The sequence below is a fragment of the Lentzea sp. NPDC036949 genome, assembly GCF_055608075.1.
Map to the genome: position 1 here is coordinate 353,803 of NZ_JBVJRA010000007.1, position 26,302 is coordinate 380,104.

General features: G+C 66.6%; 30 protein-coding genes. 17 read left to right on the top strand and 13 right to left on the bottom strand.

Going from position 1 to position 26,302, the window contains the following annotated elements:
• Positions 1-2 precede the first annotated feature (2 nt).
• The 7 genes from ACZ7CD_RS21975 to ACZ7CD_RS22005 all read right to left on the bottom strand — a co-directional run bounded on the left by ACZ7CD_RS21975 (position 3) and on the right by ACZ7CD_RS22005 (position 7,165).
• Entirely contained in the window at positions 3-2,183 is a 2,181-nt protein-coding gene (locus ACZ7CD_RS21975) for an ATP-binding protein (RefSeq protein ID WP_470379592.1), read from the bottom strand.
• Positions 2,180-2,809: a hypothetical protein gene (locus ACZ7CD_RS21980; protein ID WP_470374586.1), complete on the bottom strand. Its 630-nt coding sequence runs from the start codon at positions 2,807-2,809 to the stop codon at positions 2,180-2,182. The genes ACZ7CD_RS21975 and ACZ7CD_RS21980 overlap by 4 nt, the downstream gene beginning before the upstream one ends.
• Positions 2,810-3,111: 302 nt before the next feature.
• A complete protein-coding gene (locus ACZ7CD_RS21985; protein WP_470374585.1) occupies positions 3,112-3,645 on the bottom strand; it encodes a vitamin K epoxide reductase family protein in 534 nt (177 codons plus the stop codon).
• Entirely contained in the window at positions 3,642-4,319 is a 678-nt protein-coding gene (locus ACZ7CD_RS21990; protein ID WP_470374584.1) for a DsbA family protein, read from the bottom strand. Before ACZ7CD_RS21990 ends, ACZ7CD_RS21985 begins: the two co-directional genes overlap by 4 nt.
• Before the next feature lie 63 nt (positions 4,320-4,382).
• Positions 4,383-4,754, bottom strand: a complete 372-nt coding sequence (locus tag ACZ7CD_RS21995) for a hypothetical protein (protein ID WP_470374583.1) — start codon at positions 4,752-4,754, stop codon at positions 4,383-4,385.
• Positions 4,755-4,785: 31 nt separating this feature from the next.
• Positions 4,786-4,923, bottom strand: a complete 138-nt coding sequence (locus ACZ7CD_RS22000; RefSeq protein WP_470374582.1) for a hypothetical protein — start codon at positions 4,921-4,923, stop codon at positions 4,786-4,788.
• Between the two features lie 238 nt (positions 4,924-5,161).
• The gene (locus ACZ7CD_RS22005) at positions 5,162-7,165 is read right to left on the bottom strand and encodes a hypothetical protein (protein WP_470379593.1); all 2,004 of its coding nucleotides are present in this window, start codon (positions 7,163-7,165) and stop codon (positions 5,162-5,164) included.
• 522 nt (positions 7,166-7,687) lie between these two features.
• On the opposite strand from ACZ7CD_RS22005, the gene ACZ7CD_RS22010 reads away from it, so the two are divergent.
• Complete coding sequence (locus ACZ7CD_RS22010) at positions 7,688-8,200, top strand: DinB family protein (protein ID WP_470374580.1); 513 nt, start codon at positions 7,688-7,690, stop codon at positions 8,198-8,200.
• Here the strand turns inward: ACZ7CD_RS22010 and ACZ7CD_RS22015 are convergent.
• Together ACZ7CD_RS22015 and ACZ7CD_RS22020 are read right to left on the bottom strand one after the other, a co-directional pair.
• Entirely contained in the window at positions 8,193-9,209 is a 1,017-nt protein-coding gene (locus ACZ7CD_RS22015) for a flavin-containing monooxygenase (protein WP_470374579.1), read from the bottom strand. The genes ACZ7CD_RS22010 and ACZ7CD_RS22015 overlap by 8 nt on opposite strands.
• 56 nt (positions 9,210-9,265) lie before the next feature.
• Positions 9,266-10,102, bottom strand: a complete 837-nt coding sequence (locus ACZ7CD_RS22020; RefSeq protein WP_470374578.1) for a helix-turn-helix domain-containing GNAT family N-acetyltransferase — start codon at positions 10,100-10,102, stop codon at positions 9,266-9,268.
• A 98-nt stretch (positions 10,103-10,200) separates the two neighbouring features.
• Between ACZ7CD_RS22020 and ACZ7CD_RS22025 the strand changes: the two genes are divergently transcribed.
• Together ACZ7CD_RS22025 and ACZ7CD_RS22030 are read left to right on the top strand one after the other, a co-directional pair.
• Complete coding sequence (locus tag ACZ7CD_RS22025; protein WP_470379594.1) at positions 10,201-11,532, top strand: FAD-dependent oxidoreductase; 1,332 nt, start codon at positions 10,201-10,203, stop codon at positions 11,530-11,532.
• Positions 11,495-12,109: an MFS transporter gene (locus ACZ7CD_RS22030; protein WP_470374576.1), complete on the top strand. Its 615-nt coding sequence runs from the start codon at positions 11,495-11,497 to the stop codon at positions 12,107-12,109. Before ACZ7CD_RS22025 ends, ACZ7CD_RS22030 begins: the two co-directional genes overlap by 38 nt.
• Here ACZ7CD_RS22030 and ACZ7CD_RS22035 read toward each other — a convergent pair.
• A complete protein-coding gene (locus tag ACZ7CD_RS22035; protein ID WP_470374575.1) occupies positions 12,106-12,507 on the bottom strand; it encodes an arsenate reductase ArsC in 402 nt (133 codons plus the stop codon). The two genes, ACZ7CD_RS22030 and ACZ7CD_RS22035, sit on opposite strands and share 4 nt — an antisense overlap.
• 14 nt (positions 12,508-12,521) lie before the next feature.
• On the bottom strand, positions 12,522-13,160 hold the full coding sequence (locus ACZ7CD_RS22040) for an arsenate reductase ArsC (protein WP_470374574.1): 639 nt from the start codon (positions 13,158-13,160) through the stop codon (positions 12,522-12,524).
• 85 nt (positions 13,161-13,245) lie between these two features.
• Here ACZ7CD_RS22040 and ACZ7CD_RS22045 point away from each other — a divergent pair, with 85 nt between their 5' ends.
• The 3 genes from ACZ7CD_RS22045 to ACZ7CD_RS22055 all read left to right on the top strand — a co-directional run bounded on the left by ACZ7CD_RS22045 (position 13,246) and on the right by ACZ7CD_RS22055 (position 14,948).
• A complete protein-coding gene (locus tag ACZ7CD_RS22045) occupies positions 13,246-13,575 on the top strand; it encodes an ArsR/SmtB family transcription factor (protein ID WP_470374573.1) in 330 nt (109 codons plus the stop codon).
• Positions 13,576-13,645: 70 nt separating this feature from the next.
• On the top strand, positions 13,646-14,719 hold the full coding sequence (arsB, locus tag ACZ7CD_RS22050) for an ACR3 family arsenite efflux transporter (RefSeq protein ID WP_470374572.1): 1,074 nt from the start codon (positions 13,646-13,648) through the stop codon (positions 14,717-14,719).
• A gap of 7 nt (positions 14,720-14,726) precedes the next feature.
• The gene (locus ACZ7CD_RS22055) at positions 14,727-14,948 is read left to right on the top strand and encodes an NAD(P)-binding protein (protein ID WP_470379635.1); all 222 of its coding nucleotides are present in this window, start codon (positions 14,727-14,729) and stop codon (positions 14,946-14,948) included.
• Positions 14,949-15,204: 256 nt separating this feature from the next.
• Here ACZ7CD_RS22055 and ACZ7CD_RS22060 read toward each other — a convergent pair whose 3' ends face one another.
• Positions 15,205-15,933, bottom strand: a complete 729-nt coding sequence (locus tag ACZ7CD_RS22060; protein WP_470374570.1) for a 5-formyltetrahydrofolate cyclo-ligase — start codon at positions 15,931-15,933, stop codon at positions 15,205-15,207.
• 11 nt (positions 15,934-15,944) lie between these two features.
• Positions 15,945-17,111 (bottom strand): helix-turn-helix domain-containing protein, encoded by a 1,167-nt coding sequence (locus ACZ7CD_RS22065; RefSeq protein WP_470374569.1) that lies wholly within the window; start codon positions 17,109-17,111, stop codon positions 15,945-15,947.
• 261 nt (positions 17,112-17,372) lie between these two features.
• Here ACZ7CD_RS22065 and ACZ7CD_RS22070 point away from each other — a divergent pair, with 261 nt between their 5' ends.
• The 11 genes from ACZ7CD_RS22070 to ACZ7CD_RS22120 all read left to right on the top strand — a co-directional run bounded on the left by ACZ7CD_RS22070 (position 17,373) and on the right by ACZ7CD_RS22120 (position 26,301).
• Positions 17,373-17,669 (top strand): HC3 family zinc finger protein, encoded by a 297-nt coding sequence (locus ACZ7CD_RS22070; protein ID WP_470374568.1) that lies wholly within the window; start codon positions 17,373-17,375, stop codon positions 17,667-17,669.
• A 53-nt stretch (positions 17,670-17,722) separates the two neighbouring features.
• A complete protein-coding gene (locus ACZ7CD_RS22075; protein WP_470379595.1) occupies positions 17,723-18,616 on the top strand; it encodes a helix-turn-helix domain-containing protein in 894 nt (297 codons plus the stop codon).
• Positions 18,617-18,659: 43 nt separating this feature from the next.
• The gene (locus ACZ7CD_RS22080; protein WP_470379596.1) at positions 18,660-19,295 is read left to right on the top strand and encodes a hypothetical protein; all 636 of its coding nucleotides are present in this window, start codon (positions 18,660-18,662) and stop codon (positions 19,293-19,295) included.
• A 7-nt stretch (positions 19,296-19,302) separates the two neighbouring features.
• Positions 19,303-20,139, top strand: a complete 837-nt coding sequence (locus tag ACZ7CD_RS22085; protein ID WP_470374565.1) for a Scr1 family TA system antitoxin-like transcriptional regulator — start codon at positions 19,303-19,305, stop codon at positions 20,137-20,139.
• Positions 20,140-20,271: 132 nt separating this feature from the next.
• Positions 20,272-21,303, top strand: a complete 1,032-nt coding sequence (locus ACZ7CD_RS22090) for a GAF domain-containing protein (protein WP_470374564.1) — start codon at positions 20,272-20,274, stop codon at positions 21,301-21,303.
• A gap of 27 nt (positions 21,304-21,330) precedes the next feature.
• Positions 21,331-22,179: an SDR family NAD(P)-dependent oxidoreductase gene (locus tag ACZ7CD_RS22095; protein ID WP_470374563.1), complete on the top strand. Its 849-nt coding sequence runs from the start codon at positions 21,331-21,333 to the stop codon at positions 22,177-22,179.
• Positions 22,180-22,515: 336 nt separating this feature from the next.
• On the top strand, positions 22,516-23,157 hold the full coding sequence (locus tag ACZ7CD_RS22100; RefSeq protein WP_470374562.1) for a prepilin peptidase: 642 nt from the start codon (positions 22,516-22,518) through the stop codon (positions 23,155-23,157).
• 198 nt (positions 23,158-23,355) lie between these two features.
• Positions 23,356-23,889 carry a hypothetical protein gene (locus ACZ7CD_RS22105; RefSeq protein WP_470374561.1) on the top strand — a complete coding sequence of 178 codons (534 nt, stop codon included), beginning with the start codon at positions 23,356-23,358 and terminating at the stop codon, positions 23,887-23,889.
• A gap of 36 nt (positions 23,890-23,925) precedes the next feature.
• The gene (locus ACZ7CD_RS22110; protein WP_470379597.1) at positions 23,926-24,738 is read left to right on the top strand and encodes a hypothetical protein; all 813 of its coding nucleotides are present in this window, start codon (positions 23,926-23,928) and stop codon (positions 24,736-24,738) included.
• Between the two features lie 103 nt (positions 24,739-24,841).
• Entirely contained in the window at positions 24,842-25,504 is a 663-nt protein-coding gene (locus ACZ7CD_RS22115) for an SAF domain-containing protein (RefSeq protein ID WP_470379598.1), read from the top strand.
• Positions 25,504-26,301 (top strand): MinD/ParA family ATP-binding protein, encoded by a 798-nt coding sequence (locus ACZ7CD_RS22120; protein WP_470374558.1) that lies wholly within the window; start codon positions 25,504-25,506, stop codon positions 26,299-26,301. Before ACZ7CD_RS22115 ends, ACZ7CD_RS22120 begins: the two co-directional genes overlap by 1 nt.
• The last annotated feature ends 1 nt before the right edge of the window (position 26,302 follow it).

Consider the following 26,302-nt stretch of genomic DNA (forward strand, 5'->3'; position numbering starts at 1 on the left):
TCTCACCACACGTACGAGTTTCCCTCCGCGACGACCCGATTGGTTTCAGGAAGTAGCTCGACGAGTGGTGCGGCGTTCCGAGTGGCGACGAAGATCTGCATCTCGGCCTCGGCAGCAACCTCCTTCAGCGCCTTGACCATGGTGGCGAGGTCCTCCTCCGGCATCTCTTCCGCGGAAGGCGAGTCAAGTACGAGGAAGCCGGGGTGGCGGCCTACGCCACCCACGTAGCCGTGCTTGATGAGTGCGATGGCAGCCGCGATCTTGACCCGTAGCTTCTCGCCCTCGGTCAGCCCGGAGTAGATCTGTTTTACGCCGTTCTCCCGGAGCGCCAAGGTTGCCGCGCCGCTAAGGGTGAAGTCGCTGAGGTTGTCGGCGCCGAAGCTCCGAGTCAGGCGTTCGATGTCTGCGGAGATCTGACGCAGCATCGGGTCCTGGTCATCCTTCACCCACTTCTTGAGCACCTGCTCGGCTGCTTCCACAACGGCGAGTTGTACAGGGTCGATGGGATCGGCTGCCGTCGGATCGCTTGGTTGTGTGAGTGCTGCTAGAGCGCCTTCAGCGCGCGCCAGATCGAGTTCGAGTGCACGGCGATCACCCGCGGCTGTAAGCAGATCGTCTCCCGCGTCGACCCGAGCAGCAGCTTCATCCCGCTGTCCGGTCAACTCTGCGATCTCAACTTCCAGTGCTGCCAACGCCGCCTCGGCCGAAGCCGCCGCGCGCTCTGCCGCTTCGACGGCGTCCGACTGCGGGTCCTCGGCTTCCTGATGGGAGCCATTCCTTTCAGGTAGACCTGCCACCAAGGTGTTCGCGACGTCGTGAGGTACGGACGCGGCCACGATGACATCTGCCTGTAGTGCTTCGAGGTTCAGTTCACTGGAGCACACCGAACACTCGTGTTTGTCCGGCTCTGCTGCTTGTCGTTCCTGTGTGACCTGCGCCGCGCAACGCGGACAAACAGAGGGGCGCATGTGGTGGAAGAACCTCGCCGCGAGCGCGTCCTCGTACTTGGCATGCACCTGGGCCCTTACCGCTTTCAGCTGCTGACGTGCTGTCTCGGCCAGCGAAGTCTGCGCGATCCGTGCGGCCTCGAGCCGGTGCAACTTCCGCGAAACGTCAGAGGCACGGATTGCGGCGTCTAGCATCGCCTGGACGTCTGGCGCGTCGACAGGCAGCTCTCCGATCTTGGCCTTGATCTCTTCGACTGCCTTCTCTGCGGCTCTCCGACTGGCCTCCACCGCTTCACCCGCCGCTTGGGCCTTCTCCTTCGCGGCAGCCTGCGCGGTGGCCATACCGCGTCGTGCCGTCATTGCGGCGGCTTGTACCGGCGCCCAGTCCGTGCCGATGAACATCTGCATCATCCGCACGCCGATCGTCTGCTCGTTGCCGACGATTGGATCGAGCTGGTTCGCGCGGACGACGAACGAGCTGGAGTACGCGGGCCACGCATGCACTCGAGCCGCGGTGTCGGTCCAGACCGGGATGTTCTCCAAGCGCAGTCTGGCCATCATCAGAGAGCCCATGACACCCTCGAACTCGTCGCCGGCGAACTGCCCGAGGACCGTGAGTCTGGTGGTGGAGTCAGCCTCCTTCACACTCACCACTTGTCCTGTGGCCGATCCGTTTACAGCGTCGAACTCCACCCGGAGCTGTTCAGCCCCCATCTGCCAATCAACTTCGACGTGCTCGATCCAGCTGCGTACGTCGTTCTGGAACTTCGGGCATCGACCGGTCAGCGACCACATGAGAACGTTGAGGAGGGTTGACTTGCCACGGAGATTCCGCCCTGAGCCGATGCCGTTGACCCCAGGTTGAGGCGACCACTCGAAGCGGAAAGGGACGCGTGCCTTCGGGCCCTCCGCCGCAGGAGACTCTGGTATTGCAGCAGCTTCCGCTGAACCAACTGTGTGCAGGCGTTCGTTCACGTCGGGTTTGACCCACTCGGGAAGGTCGGCTGCATCAACCAGCGGGTGCCCTTGCGCCTCAGTGTGGTTCGGGTTGAGCCACTTCGTTCCGCTGAAGTGGATGCGGATCGCACGGAGAGGTACCGGAACTGCCTTCGTGCCGAGAAGCGGGATGCGGAGCTTGGTCAGGATTTCGTCGACTTCATCGACGGTGAGAACGATCGAGCCGCCGGCACGACGCTTGGCCAGGACTGCAACGACCTCCTTGCTCAGGATGCTCATGCCTGCTCGACCTCCTCAGCAGCTGCCGTTGCTGCGGCGCTCATCGTGTCCAGCCGTTCACGCACTCGCGGAGCGATGGGCGCAATGTCCACCCCGAGCTCGGTGTCCGCGTAGGTGGCTTGTAGGTATTGGCGATCCTTCAACGCCTGACCGCCATCGTCTCCAGCTACCAACCCGACCAGCTTCACCTGCCGGGCGTACCACCCCAAGGTCGGATCCTTCGCGAGTTCAGCAGCTGCGGCGGCTCCTGTCGTCGTCAGGAAGAACTGGTTTCGCTTGCTCTTCCTGCCTGCCTGGCCCGTACGACGCAGTGTGGCGAGGCCGTACGTTTCCAACAGGGAGAACGCGTCATCTAGCTGCTCGTATGCGCCGAAGAACCAACGTGGCATCGGATACCAGCGCAGGTCAGGTTCCGGATCGTCCAGGAGTGACCGCGCCGTGATCAAGTGGCTCGAACCTGCCGCCCCTGCCTGCACCATCGTCAACAGCTCATCGGCGAGGTAGTCCGGATTTCGCAGCCAGAAGTCCATCGCTTGGAGGCGCAGCTCGCTACGGATGGATTTCACGGTGTCTGGGGGATCGCCGTCTACCGTCTGAACGCCACACCCGTCCAGCAGAGCCAGCAACCTGACGGCGTGCTGAGTCCGTGTGGCGGCTGGCCGACCTTTGATGCTGAGCTCCCGAACGGTAGTCGTCTCGTCCAATGTCGCATCCCCCAAAGCACCGTCACCCGAACGGGTTAAACCTTGAATACGCCGGCGGCAGTCGGCGTGTTCGCAGTGCTGGTGTAGCGCTCATGCGGCGCGTGACCAGGTTGTCAACCACATCGGACGATCACGACTACCCGTTACGGCCACTCCAGCCACTGGGGACAGCAGCTTCGCGCAGCCGGAGTGGTTCGGTTGCGAATGCTTCGTGCGTTGTGCGACTACCCCAGAGTGAGCCAGTAGTCCCAGAACGCTTGCAGGACCGCGATCATGATCATCAGGTACCAGATCGTGAGTCCTACGCCGTGGTACTTGCGCAGCAACGGAATGCGGAGGTTGTGCAGCGTGGTGTACCAGAAGACCGGGATCGTCACGGCCCAGACGACCATGCAGTACGGGCAGAGTGCGCCGATGACGTACAACGACTGGTAGATCAGCCAATGCACGAACACGACGCCGAACGTCACGCCCGCCTGCAGCCCGAGCCAGAACCACCGCGGCAACGACGCGCCGCCGAGCAGCACGGCGCCGATCGTGGCCACGACGGCGAACCCGGCGATGCCGAGCAGTGGGTTCGGGAAACCGAAGACCTCGGCCTGGTCGGTGCGCATGATCGAGCCGCAGCTCAGGATCGGGTCGATGCTGCAGGACGGGATGTAGTCGGGGTCCTTGAGCAGCGCGATCTTCTCGATGGTGAGGACGAGCGAGGCGGCCAGCCCGATCAGGCCGCCCACGCTCAGGATCCACCTGATCACTGGGTCAGGGCTTGGTCGATGGCCGCTTTGAGGCCGTCGTAGCTGGGCCTGCCGGTGAACTGGGTGCCGTTGATGAAGAACGTCGGGGTGCCGCGGACGCCGAGGGCGGTGCCGTCGGCGCGGTCCTTCACCACGCGGTCGAGCGTGGCGGGGTCGTCGAGGTCCTTCTCGAACTTCGCCATGTCGAGGCCGAGTTCGCGGGCGAAGCCGAGGAAGGTGTTGCGGTGGTCGACGCGCTGGTCGCCCCACGACTCCTGGGTCTCGTACATCTTGCGGTACATGGCTTCGAGCTTGTCCTGCTTGAACGCCGCCTCGACCGAGCGTGCGGCGAGCTCGGCGTTGCGGTGGCTGGGCACGGGGAAGTAGCGCATCACGAACGTGACGCGGTCGCCGTACTCCTCGCGCAGCTTCTCGACGCCGGGGTAGGCGGCGCGGCAGGCCTTGCACTCCAGGTCGAGGAACTCGACGACGGTGACCTTCGAGTCTGCGGGCGCGGACAGCTTGTGGCTGTCCGGCCTGACGAGCTTGTCGGCCGGGGCGCCGGCGGCCGGGCCCTGCACGGGGCCGTTGGCGGTGGGTGGCGAGTTGTCAGGGCGGGAGAGGAAGAAAACAGTGCCCACCACGGCGGCGACGACGGCCACGATGATGAGCGAGATCTTGGTGTTGGAGGTCATTGCACACTTCCACAGCTGAAGCGGATACGGGTAATAGGGGACAGCCGCGTGGGCTGCCCTCGATCACGTCCGCGACACGCAGAGCTGTGTCAGGGCCAGAGGTGAGGGAAACAGGGAACGGGCGTGCACCACACGCACCGGCGGGGCGCGCAGCCCGAGCAGCGTCGGTACGCGCGAGATGCCGAGGGCGAGCAGGAGTACCGCCGTGACGATGAGGCACAGATCGAGCGCGGTCTCCGGCTCGACTGGCAGGTCGTCGGCGACGAACGGAATAGAGGAGAGGTCTGTCTGCTGGACGGTGCTTACGCGGTCACAGCAGTCGCTGATGGCCGTACCGGCTCCGCACAGTGAGACCTGCAAGAACGCGATTCCCACCACGAACGCCAGCAGGAGCAGCCGGGAGGCTGCGGTGCGCTGCGGGCGGGTGGATCTCACGAGCACAGGTTAGCGAAGCCGGTACGGATGGTCAGCACGCGTCGCAGCAGCCGGATCCGCCCTTGTCGTTGCTCGCGATCGACAGGGACAGCGTCGCGGGCGTCACCGTCTTGGTCTCAGGTAGTGAGGTGATCTTGGCGGCGCGGATGGCGTTGACGATGACCAGCACCTCCGCGAGCTCACAGGCTGCGGCTGACTCAGATCTCCGCTACGCACCGTTGTCGGCAGAGATCATGAGAGGAAATGGCGAGGCGATTTTTGCGGATGGGTGGACGGAACTGTCGAAGATCGTAACGGCCTCATAGCTCTTTTGAGGGTCTGCTCAACCGCGTGGATGATCTTCCGCTCGTGGGAGGTGGGCAGGCTGGGCGGGACAGCAATTTCGGGACCGCACGCGGCGCGCCTGCCTATTGTTCAGGGCCAGAACTGTCCCAGGGTTGTTCGACCAGTGCCAGGCGGATTCGCGAAGCGGGCGGTTCGACATCGTCGGCGTTCACGGTGACGCTCAGCCGATCGGACACCATAAGACCTGAGGAGGCTCGCCGCGTGAGTTTGCGCCCGCGTCGCGACACCCGATCCCTGGACAGCTGGGCGAGCACCTTCTCCACAGGACGCCACTGGGAAGGCGGTACAGCCAAGGCGGCCGAAGTGAGGACGTGCCACGAATCGGGGTCCGCGAGCTGGATCTCTTCCAACGCCCCGAGGACTTCGCCAGGGACACCAGCGGTCGGACGGACCGGCCTGCTGCCGGTCGCGTAAGCGTAGTAGTCGTTCATGAGACTGGACGTGGTGTCGAGCATGATCAGCTGGCCGGGGCTCGGCGTCTTGGGTGCGATCCGGTGCTTACACCACGCTCCCAACGCGTCGGCTTCCACGAAGATGCGCGGTCCGCCGGCTTTGTTGATGCGGGCGCGGGTGTCGGCGTAGGCGTAGAACTCGGCGGGGTTCCTGAGGATGTCCGCGACCATGAGCAGGTCGGCGAGGTTGACGAACCACGTGCCGTCTTCGGGAACGCTTCCCCGTTTGCCGCTGTCAGGCAGCACAGAGGCGAAGGGGTCCACGCGTTCGAGGGTGACGATGATCGAGACGATGTGAGCCCTGTTGATCGTGCCATGCCACTTCCTGCGGTCTTGCTGGAAGCCGGCAGCGCCTGAGCGGAGATAGGTGACCGTTCGAGCGTTCTGGTCCAACGCCTTGTCGACGAGCTCGGCCGCCTTCTTGCGGACCCGGTCGGGAGCGCCCCGCCGGGCTGGGTCGGTCAGACGGCCGCCCTTGGCCTCGATGACGAGCGTGGCGCCTGGCTGCGCGACGAGAACGTCGATGTCAGGACGTTGCCCGTCCCATGGGTAAGTCACAGCCGCGTGGACGTCATCCGCCCCGAAGACGCTGGACAGCGCGTCACATGTCAGTTCCTCGCATGCGTCTTGTCGGCGCTTGTCGAACACTTCAAGCAGCTTCGGCTCTTGCTGGCACGCCTCGGCGGCCCAGTCCAAGGCGCAGTGGATGAAGTCGCCGGGAACAGCCCAGAGCTGACGGCCGTCAGGCGTCGCGATGATCGGGCGCCGACGCAAGGTGTTGGTGGCGTGGAGGCTGTCCAGGTCTGGTTGGCTCCCCAGAGCGGTGCTCATGAAGCTCAGCAGGGGTTCCAACTGCTCCTGCGGGATCGATGTGCGCTGTGCCAGCGCAGAAGCGAGGTCGGTTTCGAGGGGAGCTCCGCCGTAGGTCGCCATGCCGGCGGCATGCGCAGCGAGGTACTGGAACTGAGTGGTGCGGTCCGCCCGTCGGGGGATCTGGTCCAGGACGACCTGGAACTCCGCCTGGACCTCACGGAGACGTTCACACTGCACGTCGAAGTAAGCGTCCGCAACGACAAGTGCGTCCCCCAGCGCGAACCCGAGCGACGATTGGGACTTGTCGGCGAGTGGCCGCACAATCGCGTTGAAGATCGGTCGCAGCTGCTCGGGATAGCCGAGCATGCGGTCGAAGCGCTGCTCGAACTCCAGGAGGTTCCGGGCACTCGTGAGCGAGTCGCGAGGCCCGACCCGGAGAGCTTTGGCCTCGTGCACCTGGTTCTCCGCCACCGCGTACTCGCGGAGGAGCCGGTCAAGGTCGTACAGGACTTGCGGGTGGTAGTCGGCTCCGAGTCGAGCGACGACGTCATCGACCGGCATGCCGGTGACGAGGCCACCGTAGAACTCGAGTACGGCGTCGCTGCCGAAGTTGGCTGGTCCGGGTAGAGCACGGCGCATGCTGGTGAGGACCGTCAACCTGCTGTAGGTCAGAAGAGGGTCTGCAGCCATTGCGGTGGCGCGAATCTCCTCCAGCAGGAGCGGGAGCTTCTGTTCGGCGACTTCGGCCCGCCGAAGCGTCTCCCGCTGCAACGCATGGAGCTCGGCGCCGTTCGGTCGCACGAACCGTCGCAGACCGTTGGAGGTCAGTCCTCCGGCTGTGATCGAGGATGAGCCCAGATACGGCGACGTCAGTCGTTCGCGACGTCGCGCCTCCCGGCCTGGTCGTGCGGCCAATGATCACCAACTAATCGCGTCGTTCGTTCGAACGGACCATACGCCGATGACTGCAGTATTCGGCGGACGTGTGACCGAGCGTGTCGTGTTCGGAACCGCGGTCATCCGTCCTCCGGTGCCCGGCTTCTCGTCGGGCGTTCTGGCTGGCTGGCGCTCATCGTGGATGTTCAGTGCAGCGACGGCATGAGCACCGCAACGCCGATGTCGCACGGCACGATGGGGGAGCACGAGTCCGTTCCAGACGTGAGCACGGGCGAGTCGCTTGCCATTCGGAGAGCAGCACCGCCATGGCGTACGCACCTCTGGGGCGCTCAACCAGGGTCAACGCTCACAACGCCAAGTCTGCACCCACGTACCGATTTCAACGAGACCCGCATCATAGCCGTCTGTCAGGTGCACACTGGAGACGTGGACACGCAGGCAGTTCACGACGACTTCGAGAGAGCGCGCGTGACGTTCCGCGCGTTGCTCGACCGCGCGACCGCGGAGGAGCTGAGGTGCCGCTCAGGCGGAACGCGGTGGACCAACCGGCAACTGCTCTTCCACATGCTGCTCGGCTTTCTGATCATGCGCGCGCTGCTGACGTTGGCGCGGATCGTCGCTCGGTTACCCGCCTGGGTCGGACGTGCCTGGGCGAGGCTGCTCAACGCCGGCACGAAGCCGTTCGACGTCGTCAACTTCGCAGGCTCCTGGCTCGGCGGCAATCTCATGCCCCACAGAGCAATGGTGGTCTTGGCTGATCGCACCATCGCCGCGTTGCACCGGCGCCTTGACCGCGAGGACGACAGCAGCCTTGCCCGAGGTATGCCCTACCCCACGCGTTGGGACCCGTTCTTCCGGGACTTCATGACACTTGCTGATCTGTACCGCTTCCCGGTGCAGCACTTCGACTTCCACCGCGCCCAGCTCTCGCTCACCTGAGGAGACGCCGCACCACGTGTGCCGCGTCGCGGCCAACACCGCGCAAGGTGGCGGAGGACAGGCTGCGCTGCCATTCGAGACCGACGAAGCCAAGACCGCGGTACAGGCGGGAGACGCCTCGGTGGTGCTCGGTGCCCAGCTCGTTCAAGTACGGCAGGTCCGGTCGATACCCGGTGGCCAGGATGATCGCGTCGACATGTTCACGCTGCTCGTCCGGCCAGACCACCTTGGAGCCTTCCAGCGCGGTGAACATCGGCCGGCGGTCCGGGCGGTGCTGGTCAAGTGCCGTTCGGTAACGGCCGGTGTCCAGGACCGGAGTCGTGAACCCGTCGGGTAGCCACGGGCCGATCGGGAGGTGGTCCAGCCCGGTGCGGTCGAGCCAGAAGTGCAGGTCGCGGCCGAACGGGCGTTGCGCGGAGAACTTCACCGGCTTGCGGGTCGCGAGAGTGACGTGGGCGTGTTCGGCGAGCTCGGCGGCGATCTGGACCGCGGAGTTGCCGGCACCGACCACGATGACGCGCTGGTCGTGGAACGGCTCGGGGGAGCGGTACTGCGCGGCGTGCAGGACGGTGCCGGGAAAGCCGTCGAGACCGGGCAGCGCCGGGCGGTGGGGTCTGCCGAAGCCACCTGTCGCGGCGATCACGATGGGCGCGGCGAAGTCGATACCGTCGTCCGTTGTGACGCGGAACCCCTTGTCGTGCACTACCTCCGTGACCCGGTGGCCGGCGCGGATGTCGGCGTCGAGGTGTGAGGCGTAGATGCGGAGGTAGTTGACGACCTCGTCGCGGTGGGGGTAGTGCTCGGGGTCGCCGGGGAACGGTAGGCCGGGCAGTGCGCTGTAGCGGGCGGGGGAGAACAGGGTGAGGCTGTTGTAGTAGTGCGGCCAGGAGCCGACCGGTTCGGTGCCGGCTTCGAGCACCAGCGGGCGCAGGCCGCGGGCGAGCAGGGTGTGGGTGGCGGCGAGTCCGGACTGGCCTGCGCCGATGACGATGGCGTCGTGGCTGTTCATGGGCACCTCGAAGTAGCCGTTGCCGTGTCCGGGAACGGTCGGGGTTGGATGTGGGGTTAGCTGGCTGCTCGGCGTTCGAGGAAGACGGTGTCGCGCCACACGCCATGGTGTTGCGCGATGCGTTCGCGGACGCCGAGGGTGCGGAAACCCGCGGAGTGGTGCAGGGCGAGGCTGGCGCGGTTCTCGGGGAAGATCGAGGTCTGCAACGTCCACAGGCCCGCGTCGTCGGCGGCCAGGACCTGCTTGCGCAGCAACGACTTGCCGACGCCTCGGCCGCGGAAGTCCGCGCCGACGTAGACGGAGGTCTCGGCGACGCCGGCGTAGCAGTCGCGTGTGGACACCGGCGTTGCGGCGGCCCAGCCCGCGACGGAGCCGTCGACCTCGGCGACCCAGCGGTGGTCTGGAAGCCACTTGGCCTCCAGGGACTTCCGGCTGGGCACCTCGGTCTCGAACGTGGCGTCGCCGGTGGCGATGCCCTCGCCGTAGATCCGTCGCACCGCGGTCCAGTCGCCGGGTTCGAGCGGCCGCACGACCACGTCGCCGGGGACGTCGGCTGGGCAGCAGGGCCGGGCTTCGAGCACACCCATCACCACGTCGGCGGCGTGCGGGAGACCCGTGCAGCAGTTCGGGTTGACGGTCACGTGGGTGGCCGTGCCCTCCTTGTGCAGCAGCAGGAAACCGATGTCGGCGAGCTTGCGGACGTGGTGCGAGCAGGTCGACTGGCTGATGCCGAGCAGTTCGGTGAGCTCGCCGACGGTCATCGAGCGTCCGGAGGTCGCGACGGCGTGCAGCAGCCGCACGCGGGTGGGTTCGGCGAGGCTCGCGAACCACTCCGAGTAGGTGGCGGCGTCCTGCGTCGCGAGCAGGCGAGGGGCGGGCACGGTGACCGTCATGGCGCAAGTATCGACGCAAATCGATGGTTGCGTCAATCGATCCACGTCGATAGAGTCCCTGGCATTGATTCGAAGTTCTTCGATGCAAGGGGTGTGCGGTGAACGAGTTGCCGGTCGTCGTGGTGGGTGCCGGACCTTTGGGTTTGTCTGCGGCGGCGCATCTGGCCGAGCGAGGCGAGCGCGTGGTCGTGCTGGAAGCCGGCGACCAGGCTGGTACCGCGGTGTCGCAGTGGAACCACGTGCGGCTGTTCTCGCGATGGAGCGAGCTCATCGACCCCGCGGCTCAGCGCCTGCTGGAGCCGACGGGATGGGTTCGTCCGGACGGCGACACGTACCCGACCGGGGCCGAGTGGGCGGAGAAGTACCTGCGGCCGCTCGCTGAGGCATTGGGTGACCGGGTGCGCCTCGGTGCGCGGGTCGTCGGTGTCGCGCGGCGTGGCCGGGACCGCGTGGTCGACGCCGGTCGCGAGGACGAGCCGCTGACGGTGCACGTGCAGAGCGCGAACGGGGAGGAGCGGTTCACGGCGCGAGCGGTGATCGACGCGTCCGGCACGTGGGGCTCGCCCAACCCGCTGGGCGGTGACGGTCTTCCCGCGGTGGGGGAGCGGGCGGAGGCCACGCGGATCAACTACCGCGTGCCGGACCTGGCGGTGGAACGGGAGAGGTACGCCGGCAAGCGGATCGCGGTGGCAGGCAGCGGGCACTCGGCGTTGACCGCGTTGGTGGCGCTGGCTGACCTGGTCGAGCAGGAACCAGGCACGAAGATCGTGTGGTTGTTGCGCCGCGGTGCGGTCGGCAACGTGTTCGGTGGCGGGGAGTCGGACCAGCTGCCTGCGCGCGGCGCGCTCGGGTTGCGTGCGAAGAAGGCCGCGGAAGCCGGACACATCGAGACCGTCACCGGATTCCGCACCGCGGCGGTCGAGCGGGCGGCTGACGGGAGCCTCGTGCTGGAGTCGTTCGACGGCCACCGCGTCGAGGGCATCGACGAGGTCGTGGTGCTGACCGGCTTCCGGCCGGACCTGTCGTGGCTGTCGGAGGTGCGGCTCGACCTGGACCCGGTCCTGCAGGCGCCCACGAAGCTCGCGCCGCTGATCGACCCGAACGTCCACTCCTGCGGCACCGTCTACCCGCACGGCGAGTCCGAGCTGCGCCATCCGGAGCCGGGCGTTTACCTGGTGGGCATGAAGAGCTACGGCCGCGCGCCGACGTTCCTGGCCCTCACCGGCTACGAGCAGGTGCGGTCGGTCGTCGCGGCGATCGCGGGGGACCACGAGGCGGCCGGACGGGTCGAGCTCGTGCTGCCCGAGACCGGCGTCTGCGGCGGCGCCGGCGTGTTCGACGCCCCGGAAGCGGAAAAGGACAGCGGCGGCTGCTGCGGTGCGCCGGAGGCGGTTGAGGTGTCGATCGGCCTCGCGCCCAGCGCGCGCTGACACCGCGGCGCAGCCCGGCCTCGACGCCGGGCTGCGCCTGGTGCTGGTCGAGCTGTGCACCACCGAGATCATCAGCTGGGGCATCCTCTACTACGCGTTCCCCGTGCTGCCGCCAACGATCAGGGCTCGAACGGGGTGGTCGCTGGCCGCGATCACGGCCGGGTTCTCCGCGAGCCAGATCATGGCGGGGCTGGTCGACATCCCGGTGGGCAGGCTGCTCGACCGGCACGGCCCGCGCGCCATCATGACCACCGGCTCGGTTCCTCGCCGTCACTACGATCCCACTGCACCTGGTCGGCCTGCGCCTGCCATGGCCCGCCTGATCGCGGGCTCAGTGCTCGCGGGCGTCACCCTCGGGATCTTCACGCTCGTGCAGGCCACCGCGATCACAGACCGGTGGGGTGCCGTCCACTACGGACAGCTCATCGGCCCGCTCGCCGCACCCGTCATGCTCACGGCTGCGATTGCGCCGTGGGCGGGCAGTGCGCTGGCGGCATGGCTCGGCAGATTCCCGGCTGTGTTCGTGGTGCTCGGCGTGCTGGAGGCCGCGTTGTCGACCGCCAGCACGCCGCGTTAGTCGAGCAGTTCGGCGACCAGGCCGCGGACTCGGCGGTCGATGTCGTCACGGATCGGCCGCACCGCATCGATGCCCTGGCTCGCGGGGTCGTCGAGCTGCCAGTCGAGGTAGCGCTTGCCGGGGAAGACGGGGCAGGTGTCGCCGCAGCCCATCGTGATGACGACGTCGGAGGCTTCGACGTCCTCGGTCGTGAGCTTTGACGGCACCTCGGCGGTGATGTCGAGACCCCACTCGGCGAGTGCCGCAGCAGCGGCGGGGTTGACCTTCTCAGCAGGCTCGGAACCCGCTGAACGCACCGCGATGCGGCCCATGCCGTAGTGCTGCAGCAGTGCGGCGGCCATCTGGGAGCGGCCCGCGTTGTGCACGCAGACGAACAGCACCTCGGGAGTGGCGGACACGGTGTTCTCCTTCTTCACGGCTTGATCTCGGTCAGCAGGTTGCGGACTCGGCGGTCGATGTCGTCGCGGATCTCCCGCACGGTGTTCAGCGGCGCTCCGGCGGGGTCCGGGACGTCCCAGTCGAGGTAGCGCTTGCCGGGGTAGACGGGGCAGGTGTCGCCGCAGCCCATGGTGACCACGACGTCGGCGGCGCGCAGGACCTCGTCGGTCAGCGGCTTGGGGAAGGCCTCGGTCAGTGCGATGCCCACTTCGTCGAGCGCGTCGGTGACGGTCTGCAGGATCGCGCCGGACGGTTTGCTGCCCGCCGAGCGCACGGAGACCTTGCCGAACGCGTGGTGCTCCAGCAGTGCTGCGGCGATCTGCGAGCGGCCGGCGTTGTGCACGCAGATGAACAGCACCTGCGGAACGGTGATCGTGGTCAAGCCTTCGGCGCGGCCCTGGTCGGTCAGCCGCTGGCGGGCGGACCGCCCAGTCAGGACCGGCAGGTAGGTGATGACGGTGGCGTTCTGCGCGAGGAGGTCGTAGGTCTCGTCCACGACCCTTGCGACGGTCTCGCGGCTGAACACGCCGTGGAAGCGGTCGGAGAGTTCGTCGGTGATCCGGAGCAGCCGGGCGGTGAGCTCGTGCTGGGGGAGTCCGCTGGTGCGGGACATCAGATCTCCTTGGACCGAAGTATGTCGATGCAGATCACACCCCGTGTATCGACTTTTGTCAATCCAAGCCGCTATGGTGCTCATCATGACGAGCCGGGACCAGATGCTGCTCGACTCGGCGACCGCCGCACGCCTGTTCAAGGCGCTCGGCGATCCGATCCGGGTCGAGCTGGTCGGGCTGGTGCGGCGGACCGAGGGGCAAGAGGCGTGCTTCTGCGACCTGGCCGACCAGTTCGACATGCCGCAGTCCTCGCTCAGCCACCACCTCAAGATCCTCGTGCAGGCCGGCGTGCTCAGTCGCGAACGCCGCGGCACCTGGAGCTGGTACCGCATCGACAACGCCGCCATCGACACCCTTGCCGCTGTGCTCGCACCGGGCGGACCGTTGCGCGACACCAGCGCTTGCTGCGACTGACTCGACCACGCCCGAAGCCGCCGATGTCCGTCATCGGGCGGTGCCGCCTGCCCAGACCCAGGAGAACCTGTTGAGCACCACGGAAACCGCGGCACCGGACGTGCTGCACCGACTGTCCTTCCTGGACAGGTTGCTGCCGGTGTGGATCGGCGTCGCCATGGTCGTCGGCCTGCTGCTCGGCCGGTTCGTGCCCGGCCTGCAGGGCGTGCTGGACGCGGTGAAGATCGGTGAGGTGTCGCTGCCGATCGCCCTGGGCCTGCTGTTGATGATGTACCCGGTGCTGGCGAAGGTCCGCTACGACAAGCTCGACACCGTCACCCGCGACCGCCGCACGGTGGTGCTGTCGCTGGTGCTGAACTGGGTTCTCGGCCCCGCGCTGATGTTCGCGCTGGCGTGGATCTTCCTCGCGGACCTGCCCGAGTACCGCACCGGCCTGATCATCGTCGGGCTCGCCCGCTGCATCGCCATGGTCATCATCTGGAACGACCTCGCCTGCGGCGACCGCGAAGCCGCCGCGGTGCTCGTGGCGCTGAACTCGGTGTTCCAGGTCGTCATGTTCGGCGTGCTCGGCTGGTTCTACCTCGACCTGCTGCCCGGCTGGCTCGGGCTGGACACCACCGCGGTCGACTTCTCCGCGTGGGAGATCGCGAAGTCCGTGCTCATCTTCCTCGGCATCCCACTGCTGGCCGGATACCTGAGCCGCAAGCTGGGGGAGCGGTCGCGTGGCCGTGACTGGTACGAGTCGAAGTTCCTGCCCCGCGTCGGCCCGATCGCGCTGTACGGCCTGCTGTTCACGATCGTCATCCTGTTCGCGTTGCAGGGCGAGAACATCACCAATCGGCCGCTCGACGTCGCCCGCATCGCCCTGCCGCTGCTGGTCTACTTCGCCATCATGTGGGCGGGTTCGTACGCACTGGGCAAGGCCTTCGGGCTGTCCTATAAGCGCACCACGACACTCGCATTCACCGCGGCAGGCAACAACTTCGAGCTCGCCATCGCCGTCGCGATCGGCGTGTTCGGCGTCACCTCAGGCCAGGCGCTCGCGGGCGTGGTCGGCCCGTTGATCGAGGTGCCGGTGCTCGTCGGGCTCGTATACGTGAGCCTGTGGTTGCGTCGTCGTTGGGCGGCTCGTGCTCAGCTCTGACGTCGTGGTGGTCGGCGGTGGTCAGGCGGGGCTGGCCGCCGCCTTCTACCTGCACCGAGTCGGCGTCGACCACGTCGTGCTCGACGCACAACCGGTGCCCGGTGGTGATGGGAAGCAGGAGGGCCGCCTTCCGGACGATCGGCGTCCTCGGTTTCGTGATCGGTGCGATCTGGATCGCGGGCGTGGACGTCAAGGTCGAGTGGGTTCAGATCGGCCGCCACGTCAGTGACACGTGCCGAACCCACCGAGATGGTTCATGTGCCTGTCCCGATGCCGGGGCAGGCGCAGGGGCAGCCTCCACCCGCGGTGGTGCCCACCACGCCCGAGGTTTCGGACACGCGTACCTGAAGCTCGGCGGCCGCCTCGTAGCACCGGTGGTGAGCTGCGCTCGTGCAGGCTGCCCACCACCGGCAGGCAGGCCTCGCGACCGTCGTTGACCTGTCAGCGCGCGGACAGATGTAACCACATGCCCAGGAAGTTGGCCGTCAACCGGGTTGCCGGTGCGCGGCTCGTCTTGCCAGCGCCGGAATCGCCGCCACCTGCGCGGCGTCGACCTCGGACCACAGGATGCCTTCGGGCCGCCGCGGAGGCCCGCACTCGATGACCTGGGTCGGTGTGACGATGAAGTCGACCGAGAAGTCGTGGCTGGTCTCCGGCAGGTCGTCCTCCACGACCTGGAGGTCGTGCACCGTCGTGACGATGGGCGTCGTGTCGTCGATGAGGCCGGCTTCCTGCAGCAGCGCGACCTCGATGTCGGCATATCCGGCGCCCTTGCCGAGCCGTGCGCCTCGGCGGTCGACCGCGACCGATCCGCACACGACGAGATCCACCTGAGGCATCTCGTCGGTGTCGACGGTTCGTGCGAACGTCGCGGCGATCTTCGGCTGAGCCGCTTCCGCGGGAGGGACGGGCAGCGAGGCCGAGTCGAGCTCGTAGAACGGCTTCACCTCTGCAAGCCGTGGTACCGCGAGGTAGAGCAGCTTGCCCTGCACCAAGCCCAGCACCCGAACAGGAGCCTGAGGCTTGTCCGGTACCGCCTTCACCACAGTCGCGGACCGCCAGATGCCGAGATCCGCGAGCCGGACCGCCGCAGCCTCGGCTCCCTCGAAGTTCGGGATCGACCCGTGCACGTTCGGTGACGCGACTCCGTGCTTCGCCAGCAGGTCCCAGACGCGGTGACGAACCTCGTTCTTGACCTCGCCGGGACTGCCCACGAAGTAGCCTCCTAGGTTGCCGCCATCACGGTCAGCAGGCGGTCGTACACCTGATCTACCACAGGCTCCGCACGCCAGGGGCGGAGTTCCCGCAGTGCGCGGAAGATCACCTTCAAGCCGCCGCCTCCCCATGTCCCCTCGACCGAGTTGATCGCCAGGTGCAGGGTTGCCGTTGCTTGTTCCAGATCGCGCTGCAGGATGTGGGCAAGGCTGAGGTTGGCCAGGACGATGCTTTGCGACTTCGACCGCGATCGCACCGTCGAGGCCACCCTCTCCAGGACCGGCTGCGCTTTGGTCGCTTCTTCCAGGCGCAGGTAACAGGATCCGGCCAGCCGGTCGTGCTGAGTGTCGGAGAACATCTCCGGGGCCGGTTCCTCCGCGGCCTTCTGGCCGAGGTGGACCTGGGCTCTGTCGAGGGCTCGATCGCAGGCACGGCGCTCGCCGAGCATCGCGTGTGCCTCAGCGGCGTGCAGCACAGCAAGTCCTTCCAGCACCTCGCTGTTCCCGCGCGCCGCCAACGCCGCTTGGTCGGTGAGCAGGAGGCCGTCGCGAGCGTCATCTTCGCCGTAGAGCGCGACATACGAGGTCCGGAGCAGCGCAATGCTCTCCAGCACGGGGTCGTTGATCTCGCGCGCCGCGTCGGCTGCACGGGCGAAGTGGGTCCTCGCCTCGGCGTGATCGCGGCGTTGAGACGCGTCCCAGGCGAACTGTCCCATCAGCGTGGCCGCCTCGGCCTCCGCCGCGAGCAGGTCCCGCTTCACCGCGTACTTCGACGCGTGCTGGCGCAGGAAACGTACTTGGCCCAGCGCTTGTCCCGCTTCCGCAAGCAATGCCGTGGACCGTTCGAGATCGTATCGCCGGCCGAGCGCGGCCACGTGCATGCGGAGTCGGGCGACCACCTCGAAGTCGGCCTTTGAGGGATTCGCGAGCACCCACTTGACTCGATCAGCGTCTTCGTCGTCGAGATGGACGCCCTGGTCGAGGAGATCGATCAACTTGGAGGTGGTGAGCTCCAGCGCCCTGGCCAGACGGCGTTGGTTCAAGGGGTCCGGGATCGACTCCCCGCGTTCCCACTTGCCGATGGTCTTCGGAGCGACTCCGATCTTCTCCGCGAGCGATTCCCGCGAGTCTCCCAGTGCCTTCCGGCGGGCGGTCAGACCCTTCCTCGGCGGTGTCATCGAGGTCTCCCTTGCACGGATTCGCCTGTTCGGCAGTCTAGCCCAAGACGCCTCGTGACCGGCCGTTTTTTTGAGATCGCTCCAATATCACCCAATTGGGGCATCTGCTCGTTTGTGCTGGTAGAGGTTCCGGAAGGGACGTTAGAGGGACATTCAAGGCAACTTCGCGGGATGGTATCGAGATCGGCGCGTTGATTGAGTAAGACATCGCCGGCGCCCGGGGGCGCTTGCTGCTCACAGGTTCACGGGAAGTGATCGGTTATGTCCCGCCCATACAAATGGCAGCCCCATGAAGGGGCACGCCACGCGATACCGCAGGAACTCGTCCTCTGCGAGTCGGGCTGCACGTTGTGTGGTCTGGAAGTAACCGTCGCGGCCGACAAGTGGCCGGACTTCGCACGCTGTTGGCCCACCTGTCCGAAGTGCGACAAGGCGTGGCGTGAGCACGAACGGCTTCTACCGTGGCCCAGGGACAAAGCGTCGGCGATGAAGCCCCGAGCATCTGGTGCAGACGATGCGGATTTGACGCTGCAAGCGCTGGCGACCAGGTCGATGTGAGTGCCTGAGCTGAGCTCGGACGCTTTTGTACCCAGCACACGAGGAACGTGGACATGGCAAAGAGGCTTTCCACCGCACGCGGTCGTGAGTTCGGTCTCGGCATGCGAGCGGCCATCGAGGGCGCCGGACTGAGCGCGCGGACGGTCGCCGAACTGTTGGGCTGGGACCCTTCCAAGGTCTCGAACGTGGTGACCGGCAAGGGCGGCATCAACGAGCGCGAGGTAGCTCTGTTGCTCGGTGCCTGTCGGGTGCACTCCGCAGAGAGGGACCGCCTGCTCGCACTCTTCTCGGCAAGGCACGTGCAGGGGTGGTGGCAGCAGCACGGTGCAGGCGCACCGATGTGGCCGCGTACGGCGCTCACCCAGCTCGCTGCGGCGAAAACTCTGATCTGCTGGCAGCCACACGTGGTGCCTACTTTGCTCCGCACGGTCGGTTACGCGCGAGAACTGCTGGCAGCATCCGCCACTGTGCCTGCCGTGGAAGAGGAAGAGCGGGCACGCGTGCTGCTCGACATGCAGAAGCTGCTGTTGAACAACAGGTTGAATTCAACCTTCTACGTTCACGAGTTTGCCCTCGGCCTTCAGGTGGGTGGACCCGAGGTGCATTCGGACCAGTTGCACCACTTGATGCTCATGGCGAACCGGAAGAACATCGAGATCAGAATCGTGCCTGCGGCGACCGGCGCGCATGCGGGCATCGCTGGTCCGTTCACGCAGTTCGAGTTCGAGAAGCATGGACCGCTGGTTTTGCTGGAAGCGGAGAACTGCAGCCTCTTCGTCGAGGCGGAGGACGCGCTCGGAGGCTACAACGCCGTTGTCCGCCAGATCGACAAGGTCAGCTTGAACCAGCGCGAGTCGATCGACTTCCTAGTGCGAATGTTCGTTGCCTTGCAAGACGCCGCTGGTGAAGAAGCGGCAACACACGAGAAAGATCAAAATAATGACTGAGGTTGCATCGCGTCCGCTCGACCAAGGAGCGGTCCGCCCCGAGATGAATCCCGCCGAGGTCAATCGCGTGCTCGCGCCAAACGTCACCGCATGGTCTGATGAGCAGAACCTCCACTGCAGCTTGGTGGTGCGTGGCAACGGTCTCGCCTACGCCAACGAGATGCCTGGTGACCGCGACGAGCACGGCGTTCTCTGGGCCAAGGTCGCGGAACGCTGGCAGCAGGGCAAGCCGGAGTTCGCGCGGGTGCACCCGACCCGGCAGCGGCGCGCGATGAAAATGTTGCTGTGCCAGGTCTGCGCGGGGTCAGCCGACCGAACGACAGATGGTGTTCTGTGGCTGATGAGGGACTTCCGCGAGGAGGAGGGCCCGACCTGGCCCGAGGACATGGCTTCGGTGGAGCCTCCGATCTGTGCCCCGTGCGTTGCGATCTCGATGCAACGGTGCCCTGCGCTTCGGCGAGGAGCGGTCGCGGTGCGGGTTCGGGAGTTCGAAGTCATGGGAGTGTGGGGCGCCCTGTACCAGCCGGGCACGTTCGCGCCGAAGGTGGTCAGGCCGGCACACGTCGTCTATGGCGATCCCGACACGCGTTGGGTGGTCGCGACCGCCTCGTTCCGCTTGCTGCGGGGCTGCAGCTTCGTTCCGTTCGAGGAACTGGCCGCCTCAGTCGGCGCAGGGTGAGTGCGACGTGCCGAAGGACTTCCGAGCGACAACCCTCGAACGCGCAGTCGGGCGGCGGCTGGCTGACTGGCGCGACGAGCGACAGCTCAGTCTGACCGAGGCCGGTCGGCAGGTTGGGTTCAGCAGCGCCAAGCTCTCCATGATGGAGAACGCCGTGCAGCCGTCCGCGGTTCTCGACATCATGGCGCTCGGATACGTCTACGGGGTGTCCACTTCGGAGTGGCAGTTCGTCGTGCGGCAGGCGCAGCACGCCGAGCAGGTGCGCGCCCTCGATGACGGTGGCGTGCTCCTGGATCCCGCTGACGACCTGGTGAACCTGGTGTCCGAGGCGACCCTGTGGCGCACGTTCACGACGGATCTTGTTCCGTCGCTGCTCCAACTCGCCGACTACGCGGACGTGGTGCTGCAGAGCGACCCGGTTCGCGCATCACGGCAGGCCGCAGTCAACGAGACGTGGTTGCGCCGGCTCGGCGGCAAAGACTCGCTCCACGTTCAGGCGGTGTTCCCGGAGTCTGTGTTGCGACTGGTGGTCGGCGGGCCGCGGGTGATGAAAGCGCAGCTGTTGCACCTGATGGAGTCGAGTGAGTTGGAGTCGGTTTCCGTCAGGATCGTGCCGCGCATCGCCGGCGCCTACCCAGCGGCGGGTACGCCATTCATGCTGCTCGGCTTCCCGCATCGCCAGCACAACGACGTGGCCTACTTCGAGACGTTCATCAAGGGTGAGTACGTCGAAGATCCGGTCTTGATCGAGCGATGCGCACAGCTGTTCACGCAGCTGCGTGAGATGGCGTTGACCGAGGCGGAGTCACTGGAACTGATCGCCGAGGCCGCCGCTGAGCTGTGAGAACCGACGAAACACTCGATCGAGTGAAACAGTCGCCTGGGCTTTCGGACTCTTGGAGGAGATCCAAGCGCGGACCCTCCGGCGGAGCTAGCCTGTTTGAGCAGGCCAACCTTCGACCGGGGGGACCGAGCGATGGCGGCCGACTGGTTGTTGGTCGAGACCTTTGGCGGCACTCGCCGTGAGCCAACCGTGCTGGCTGCCGGGAGCAGTCCCAAGCACATGGTCCCGATCCGGTCTGTTCTCGGCCGCGGTCCCTTCCTCCACGATGCGCTGGCCGTGATCGCGCGCGTGGCCGAGCGCGGTGAGCCGGTGGAGACCGGGACGACCACCGGCAAGCGTCGCGTGATCGGGCATCCATTGCCGTCCTACGGCGGTTTGGTCCACGGCGTTCAGCTGTGGATCGGTCCGCTGGACGAAGATCCACCACCGCGGAATCCGGCGGGCGCGTGGCACATCAACCTCACGCGGCACGTCAGCTGCAGGTCCGACGATCTGCTCCGGCTCTACGGGACGAGGACCGACAAGTGGCGCAACGAGCACGATCTCGCGGAGCTCTTCGCCTACCAGCGGCTGCAGACGAACTCGGACGAGGCGAAGGCGCTGGCGCTCATCGTCAACGCGACCTCCGGGGCGGAGCACCTGGCCACGTGGACGGTGAACCGGGACGACGGGGTTCGGCGCGCGGTGCACTTCGCGTGCCGCTGCGTCGAGGCGAGAACACCTCAGGGCCGGGTCGAGCTCGTCGTTCGAGGTATCACCCACGACATCGGACCAGCGGAGTGCGTGCCAGCGGCACCACCGCCGATCCCTGTCCTGCTGGCTCAGCAGGTTCTCGCGGCCGAGGCGACGCCCGGACGCTGGCGGGCGATCGTCGACCTGCGCACGATGAGGCTGCTGAAGTGGCTCGACAGCCCGATGCCGGGAGTCGCGTGGACTCTCGGCGCACCACACCGTCCTGCCGTCCATCGTGAGGACCTGCGGCAGGCGGTCGGCCTGTCCAACGACCTGGCTGCGACCGGGCGCGCCGAGGGTGCGCTGCGGCTTCGAGCAGAGGACGGGACCTGGCTGAAGGTGTCTGTCTCCGCGGCCCTGATGGCGCTGGATCAACACACGACCGCGGCGCTCGTCACCCTGACCGCGCCCGATCGTGGGAAGGTCGGTTGAGCTGCAAGCTGGGGGAGGTGCTCAAGCGTGAGCTGTTTCGAGGGCAAGGTCGCGGTGGTCACCGGCGCTGCTGCGGGGATCGGGCGGGCGCTGGCGATCGAGCTCGCGCGACGTGGTGCGCGGCTCTCGCTGATCGATCAGGATGAGGACGGCCTCGAGGACGTGTCACGCCGTTGCAGAGGGCTCGGGGCGAAAGTGCTCGCCCAGGTTGTTGATGTGACCTCCTGGGAGGAGGTGCAGGCCGCAGCGGCTGCGGCCGACGTCGAGTTGGGAGGTGTCGACTCGGTGTTCGCGGCAGCCGGGATCATCCACCGCGGCAGCCTGCTGGACTCGGACGTCGCGGACATCGAACGCGTCATGGCCGTGAACTGGCGCGGCTTGATGTACACCGTCAAGGCGCATCTCGCATCCCTGGTGGGCTCGGCTGACGGCCGCGTGGTGACGTTTTCGAGTGCGTACGGCCTGATCGCCACTCCGAAGTACAGCGCGTACAACTCGTCGAAGTTCGCTGTCCGCGGCTTCAGCGAGTCTCTGCGTCAGGAGTTGGCAGCCGCGCACGCCGGCGTATCGGTTACCTGTGTGTACCCAGGGGGCGTCAGGACTTCGATCGTGCGCAACGGCCTCTTCGCGAAGGGGGAGAACCGCTATGCAGTCGTTCGCGGCTTCGAGACGAAGGTTGCACGGACCGATCCTGAAGAGGCTGCGAGCGTGGTGCTGGCGGGAGCTGAGCGACGGCGCGCGCGGGTGTTCGTCGGGGCGGATGCACGGTCGGTGGCAGTACTTGCCCGCATCCTCGGTGGCCACTACCAAGATCTTCTTCCGCGTATCGGCAAATTGCTGGGGCGTCGGAAGCGGACTTCGTCTGGCAGACGGTGATCGTGTTGGGTCGCGGGCCGACCGCCTCGGCTGCTGTTGCTTGAGCAGGATGACCGAGATGGACGAATCCGGTTGACGTGACCGGCGTCACTTCTTACTCTGGTCCAATCGGAGCAATCCGATTGGGTCGGCTCTGTCGCTATCGAGCTGATCCCTGAAACGCAGTGGTGAGGCGGCCATCGGGCTGGCCTTGAACGCGATCGGGGATCGACATGTCTCGGCGACTTCCAGCTGGCAGCAACCATCTTCTGGCGTCCGGCGCCGCTCTGCGGCGTTCGAGGCCGCGCTCAGCCGCGTGCGTCCTACCTGTCCGCCGTTCGCCCGCTGGAGCGCGTGATGTCCATGGTGCTGTCCTACTTCTTGCTCGGCGCGGTCCTGGGGCCCATGGTGGTGGTCGTCAGCTTCTCGATCGCGCGACACGAGCCGATCTCGTGGCAGCTCCTCAAGCTCGCAGGCTGGCCGACTTCGCTTGCAGCGAGCGCGTTTCTGGCTTCCGCGCTCACCTACACGACCCAAGTGAGGCCCCTGTCCGCGGCCCTCACCTCTTGGCTTCTGATCGTCGGCCTGGTGCTCGCTCTGGTCGATTGGACATGTCATCGGTTGCCACACCGGGTTGTCGGCATGTTGATGGTCGGGGCCTTGGTCCAGATCACGTTCATGGCGTGCGGTCTTCGCGAAGCCGAATCACTGGTTCGCGCTGTAACCGCTGCGGCCGCGGTGTTCGCGATCAGCCTGCTCATCTACCTCAAGTTGGGCGGTGGGCTGGGCTTCGGCGACGTCACGCTCGCTGCGGTGTCGGCTCTTTTCCTCGGGTGGCGCGGTTGGTCGTATGTCGCTTTAGGACTGACCATCAGCCTGCTGGCTGCCGGAGTCGTGACGTGGAGCTTGCTTGCTCTTCGACGGATCAGTCGCCACGATCCAGTAGCGCTCGGGCCTGCGCTGCTCGGTGGGACCGTCTGCGTGATGTTGCAGGCATGACGGAGGCGGCGTGATGCGCCTTCCACTCCGCGAACCGGATCCCGTCATCCGCCGTGAGGCTCCGCGGGCACTACGTCGAGCTACAGCGCTCTTCGCACTGATTGTTCAGCTTGCACTTGCCGACCAACTTCGGCCGGACACCAGTTTCGATCCAGCCACCTCGGCATCACCCTTCACCTTCCCGGCTTGGAGGCCTCGATGAAGCAGTCGAAGACACTGTTGCTCCTGGGAGGAGCGCTGGCGACGCTGGGCTCATGTGATCAAGGCGCCCCAACGCAAGCACCTCCGCCCGAGGCGCCTCCCGCAACGTCGAAGGCCGACGCTGCACAAGCCAGCGCAATCAGCGCGTACAGAGCGATGTGGGACAGCTTCGCGGCTGCAGGTGCCACGTCCGACTGGAGTTCTCCGCTCCTTGGTCAGCACGCGGGCGGATCGGCGCTGGAGAGGCTGAAGCAAAGCCTTCGAGCTGACCGGGACAAAGGCTTGGTCAGCAAGGGAATGCCCGTCCTGCAGCCGACCGTGACGTCCGCGGATCCGGCCGACGATCCGAGCAAAGTCATGATCTCCGACTGCGGTGACTCCACGAACTGGCTGAAGCACCGCAAAGACACCGGTGAACGGGCTGACACCGTTCCAGGAGGCCGACGGCTCATCAAGGCGGCGGTCGAGAAGCAGGCCGACGGCACGTGGAAGGTGTCCGACTACGGAGTGCACGAGGTTGGGAGTTGTTGAGCGATGAGACGTCCAACTGCCATTGCGGCTCTTGTCATGACCGGCTTTCTCGTCACACCACCAGCGCTCGCCGATGATGCCTGGGGCGGTACGAACTGCAGCCAGTCGCCTTCACCGCTGTGCGACGTCTCCGCCGGTACCCGACCGGACGGCTCGACGAGCCATGGTCAGCGTCCGGGCAACGGCACCGACCAGAACGGCACCAGCGAAGGGCTTCTCGGCTGCCGGTACGTCCCGGCCGGACCTGGCCCGGGACAAGAGACCCCGAAGGAGCCAGGCGGCTGGTTCATGCTGCTGTGCTCGCCTGACGGGAAGGACCCGGACTCGCGAGGCCCGATCTGGGTACCTGCAGCTGCCGATGCTCCGCCACCGCTGACACCCGAACAGGTAGCGCAGATCGCCCGCCGGCAGCTGCGGTTGCCAACGCCGAGGATCATGGCGAACCCGGCCGGAGACCAACTGGTGAACCTGCCCACCTGGATGTGGCTGGACCACGGTGCCTGGGCCGACATCTCGGCAACGGCTTCCGTGCCAGGTGTGTCGGTGACCGCCACCGCGCGACCCATGTCAGCCACATGGTCAATGGGAGACAGCACCTCGATCACCTGCGCCAGCGCAGGAAGTCCGTTCCCCGCGCACGGTGATCCGAGAAGTTCGTCGCCTGACTGCGGGCACACCTACAGGTCCTCGTCAGCAGGACGGCCGGGGCAGACCTTCCCGGTCACCATCACCGTGCAGTGGACCGTCACCTGGGCCGGCGCAGGGCAGAGCGGAACGTTCCCCAACCTGTCGGCCAGTGCCTCGACCGCGTTCCGAGTGGCCGAGAGCCAGGGAATCACCACGGGCTGACCACCTCTTCCAGGCAGCCTGCGCAACAACATCCATCAATCCATGGCACGTCGATCAGCTGAACCGACGTGTCGCGATGAAGCCATGCCCGAAGGGGGCTGTGATGACCGCGACCGATACCAAAGGACAATCCGACATCTCTCCGCGCTGGGCCGCGCGAGAAGGCCGCCCGCCGACGCGGTGGAGCAATCGCCGCCGCCGCGTTCCACATCTCGTACTGGGACTCGCGTTGGTGCCCGCGTGTGCCGTCGGCGGCGCGGTCCTGGCGACCGAACTGGGCGATCGGCTGAGCGTGCTGGCGCTGGCTCGTCCGGTTGCTGCTGGTCAGATCCTGGTGGCTCAGGATCTCCGCCAGATCGATCTGACAGCGGACGTGCCGATCGAGGTGGTCGCCGCGTCCGCCGCGTCAACGGTTGTGGGGCAGCCGCTCGCGTTCAGCATGCCGGAGGGCTCTCTCGTGACGCGTTCGGTGCTGGGAGCCCTCCGGATACCGGAGCAAGGCAAGTCGATCGCCGCCGTGGGTCTCAAGCCAGGGCAGTTCCCTCCAGAGCTGTCACCGGGCACGACCGTTGCTGTCCTGCTCGCTCCGCAGCAGGCAGAGGCGACGCCGAAGTCCTGGACGGCGGTGGTGCTCGGAGTCGCCGAACGCGAGAACGAGCAGACCACCGTTGTGTCCTTGCGCATGTCCGAGCCGGACGGTCGCGCCATGTCGTTGGCGCCGGCGGGCCAGCTGAGCCTGCTCGTGATCGCGGGAGAGAACCGCTGATGCTCATCGCCGTCTGCTCGTTGAAGAGTTCTCCAGGGGTCACCACCCTCGCGGTGGCGCTGGGTGCGCGGTGGCCGGGACCGCAGGTGCCGATCGTCGTGGAGGCCGACCCCGCCGGAGGTGACCTGCTGACCCGCTTTCGGCTGAGTGCCGAACCGACCCTGGTCGGCTTGGCCACCGCGACCCGCGCCCGCGGTGACGCGGGTCCGGACCAGTTGGCGTGCCATGCGCAACTTCTGCCTGGCGGACTGCGTGTGGTGCCGGGCGCGGTGGAAGCGGAACAAGCCCAGGCGGCGCTGAGCCTCCTGGCGAACGGCTCGTCATCGCTCCTTCGCCGGGCCGGTGACCGGCCGGACACCGTCGTCATCGTCGACTGCGGACGCGTGGACCCGGATTCTCCGGCGTTGTCGATCATTCGCAGCGCGGACGCGATGGTGCTCCTGTCGAGGCCACGTGACGACGAGCTGGCTCACGTTGCGCTCAAGCTCCAGGCTGCGCAGCGGTGGTCACGGAGACCGTGCTTCGTCCTGGTCGGCCACGGCCACAGTGCGAACTACGTGTCCCAGGAACTGCGCATCCCGGTGATGGCGCACATACCGCAGGACGCCAAAGGCGCGGATGCCTTGTGCGGCCGAGGACGAGGCCGGTACGGACCGAGCAAGTCGCTGCTGGGGCGGGCGGCGGCCAAGCTGGCGCTCAGTCTGCAGACCTGCATGAACGCCTCCGCCAGCCAGTTGGCGCCAGTCGCCGCGTTGCGCCCTGTTCTACAGCCGAGCCAGAACGGAGCGGTGTCGTGAC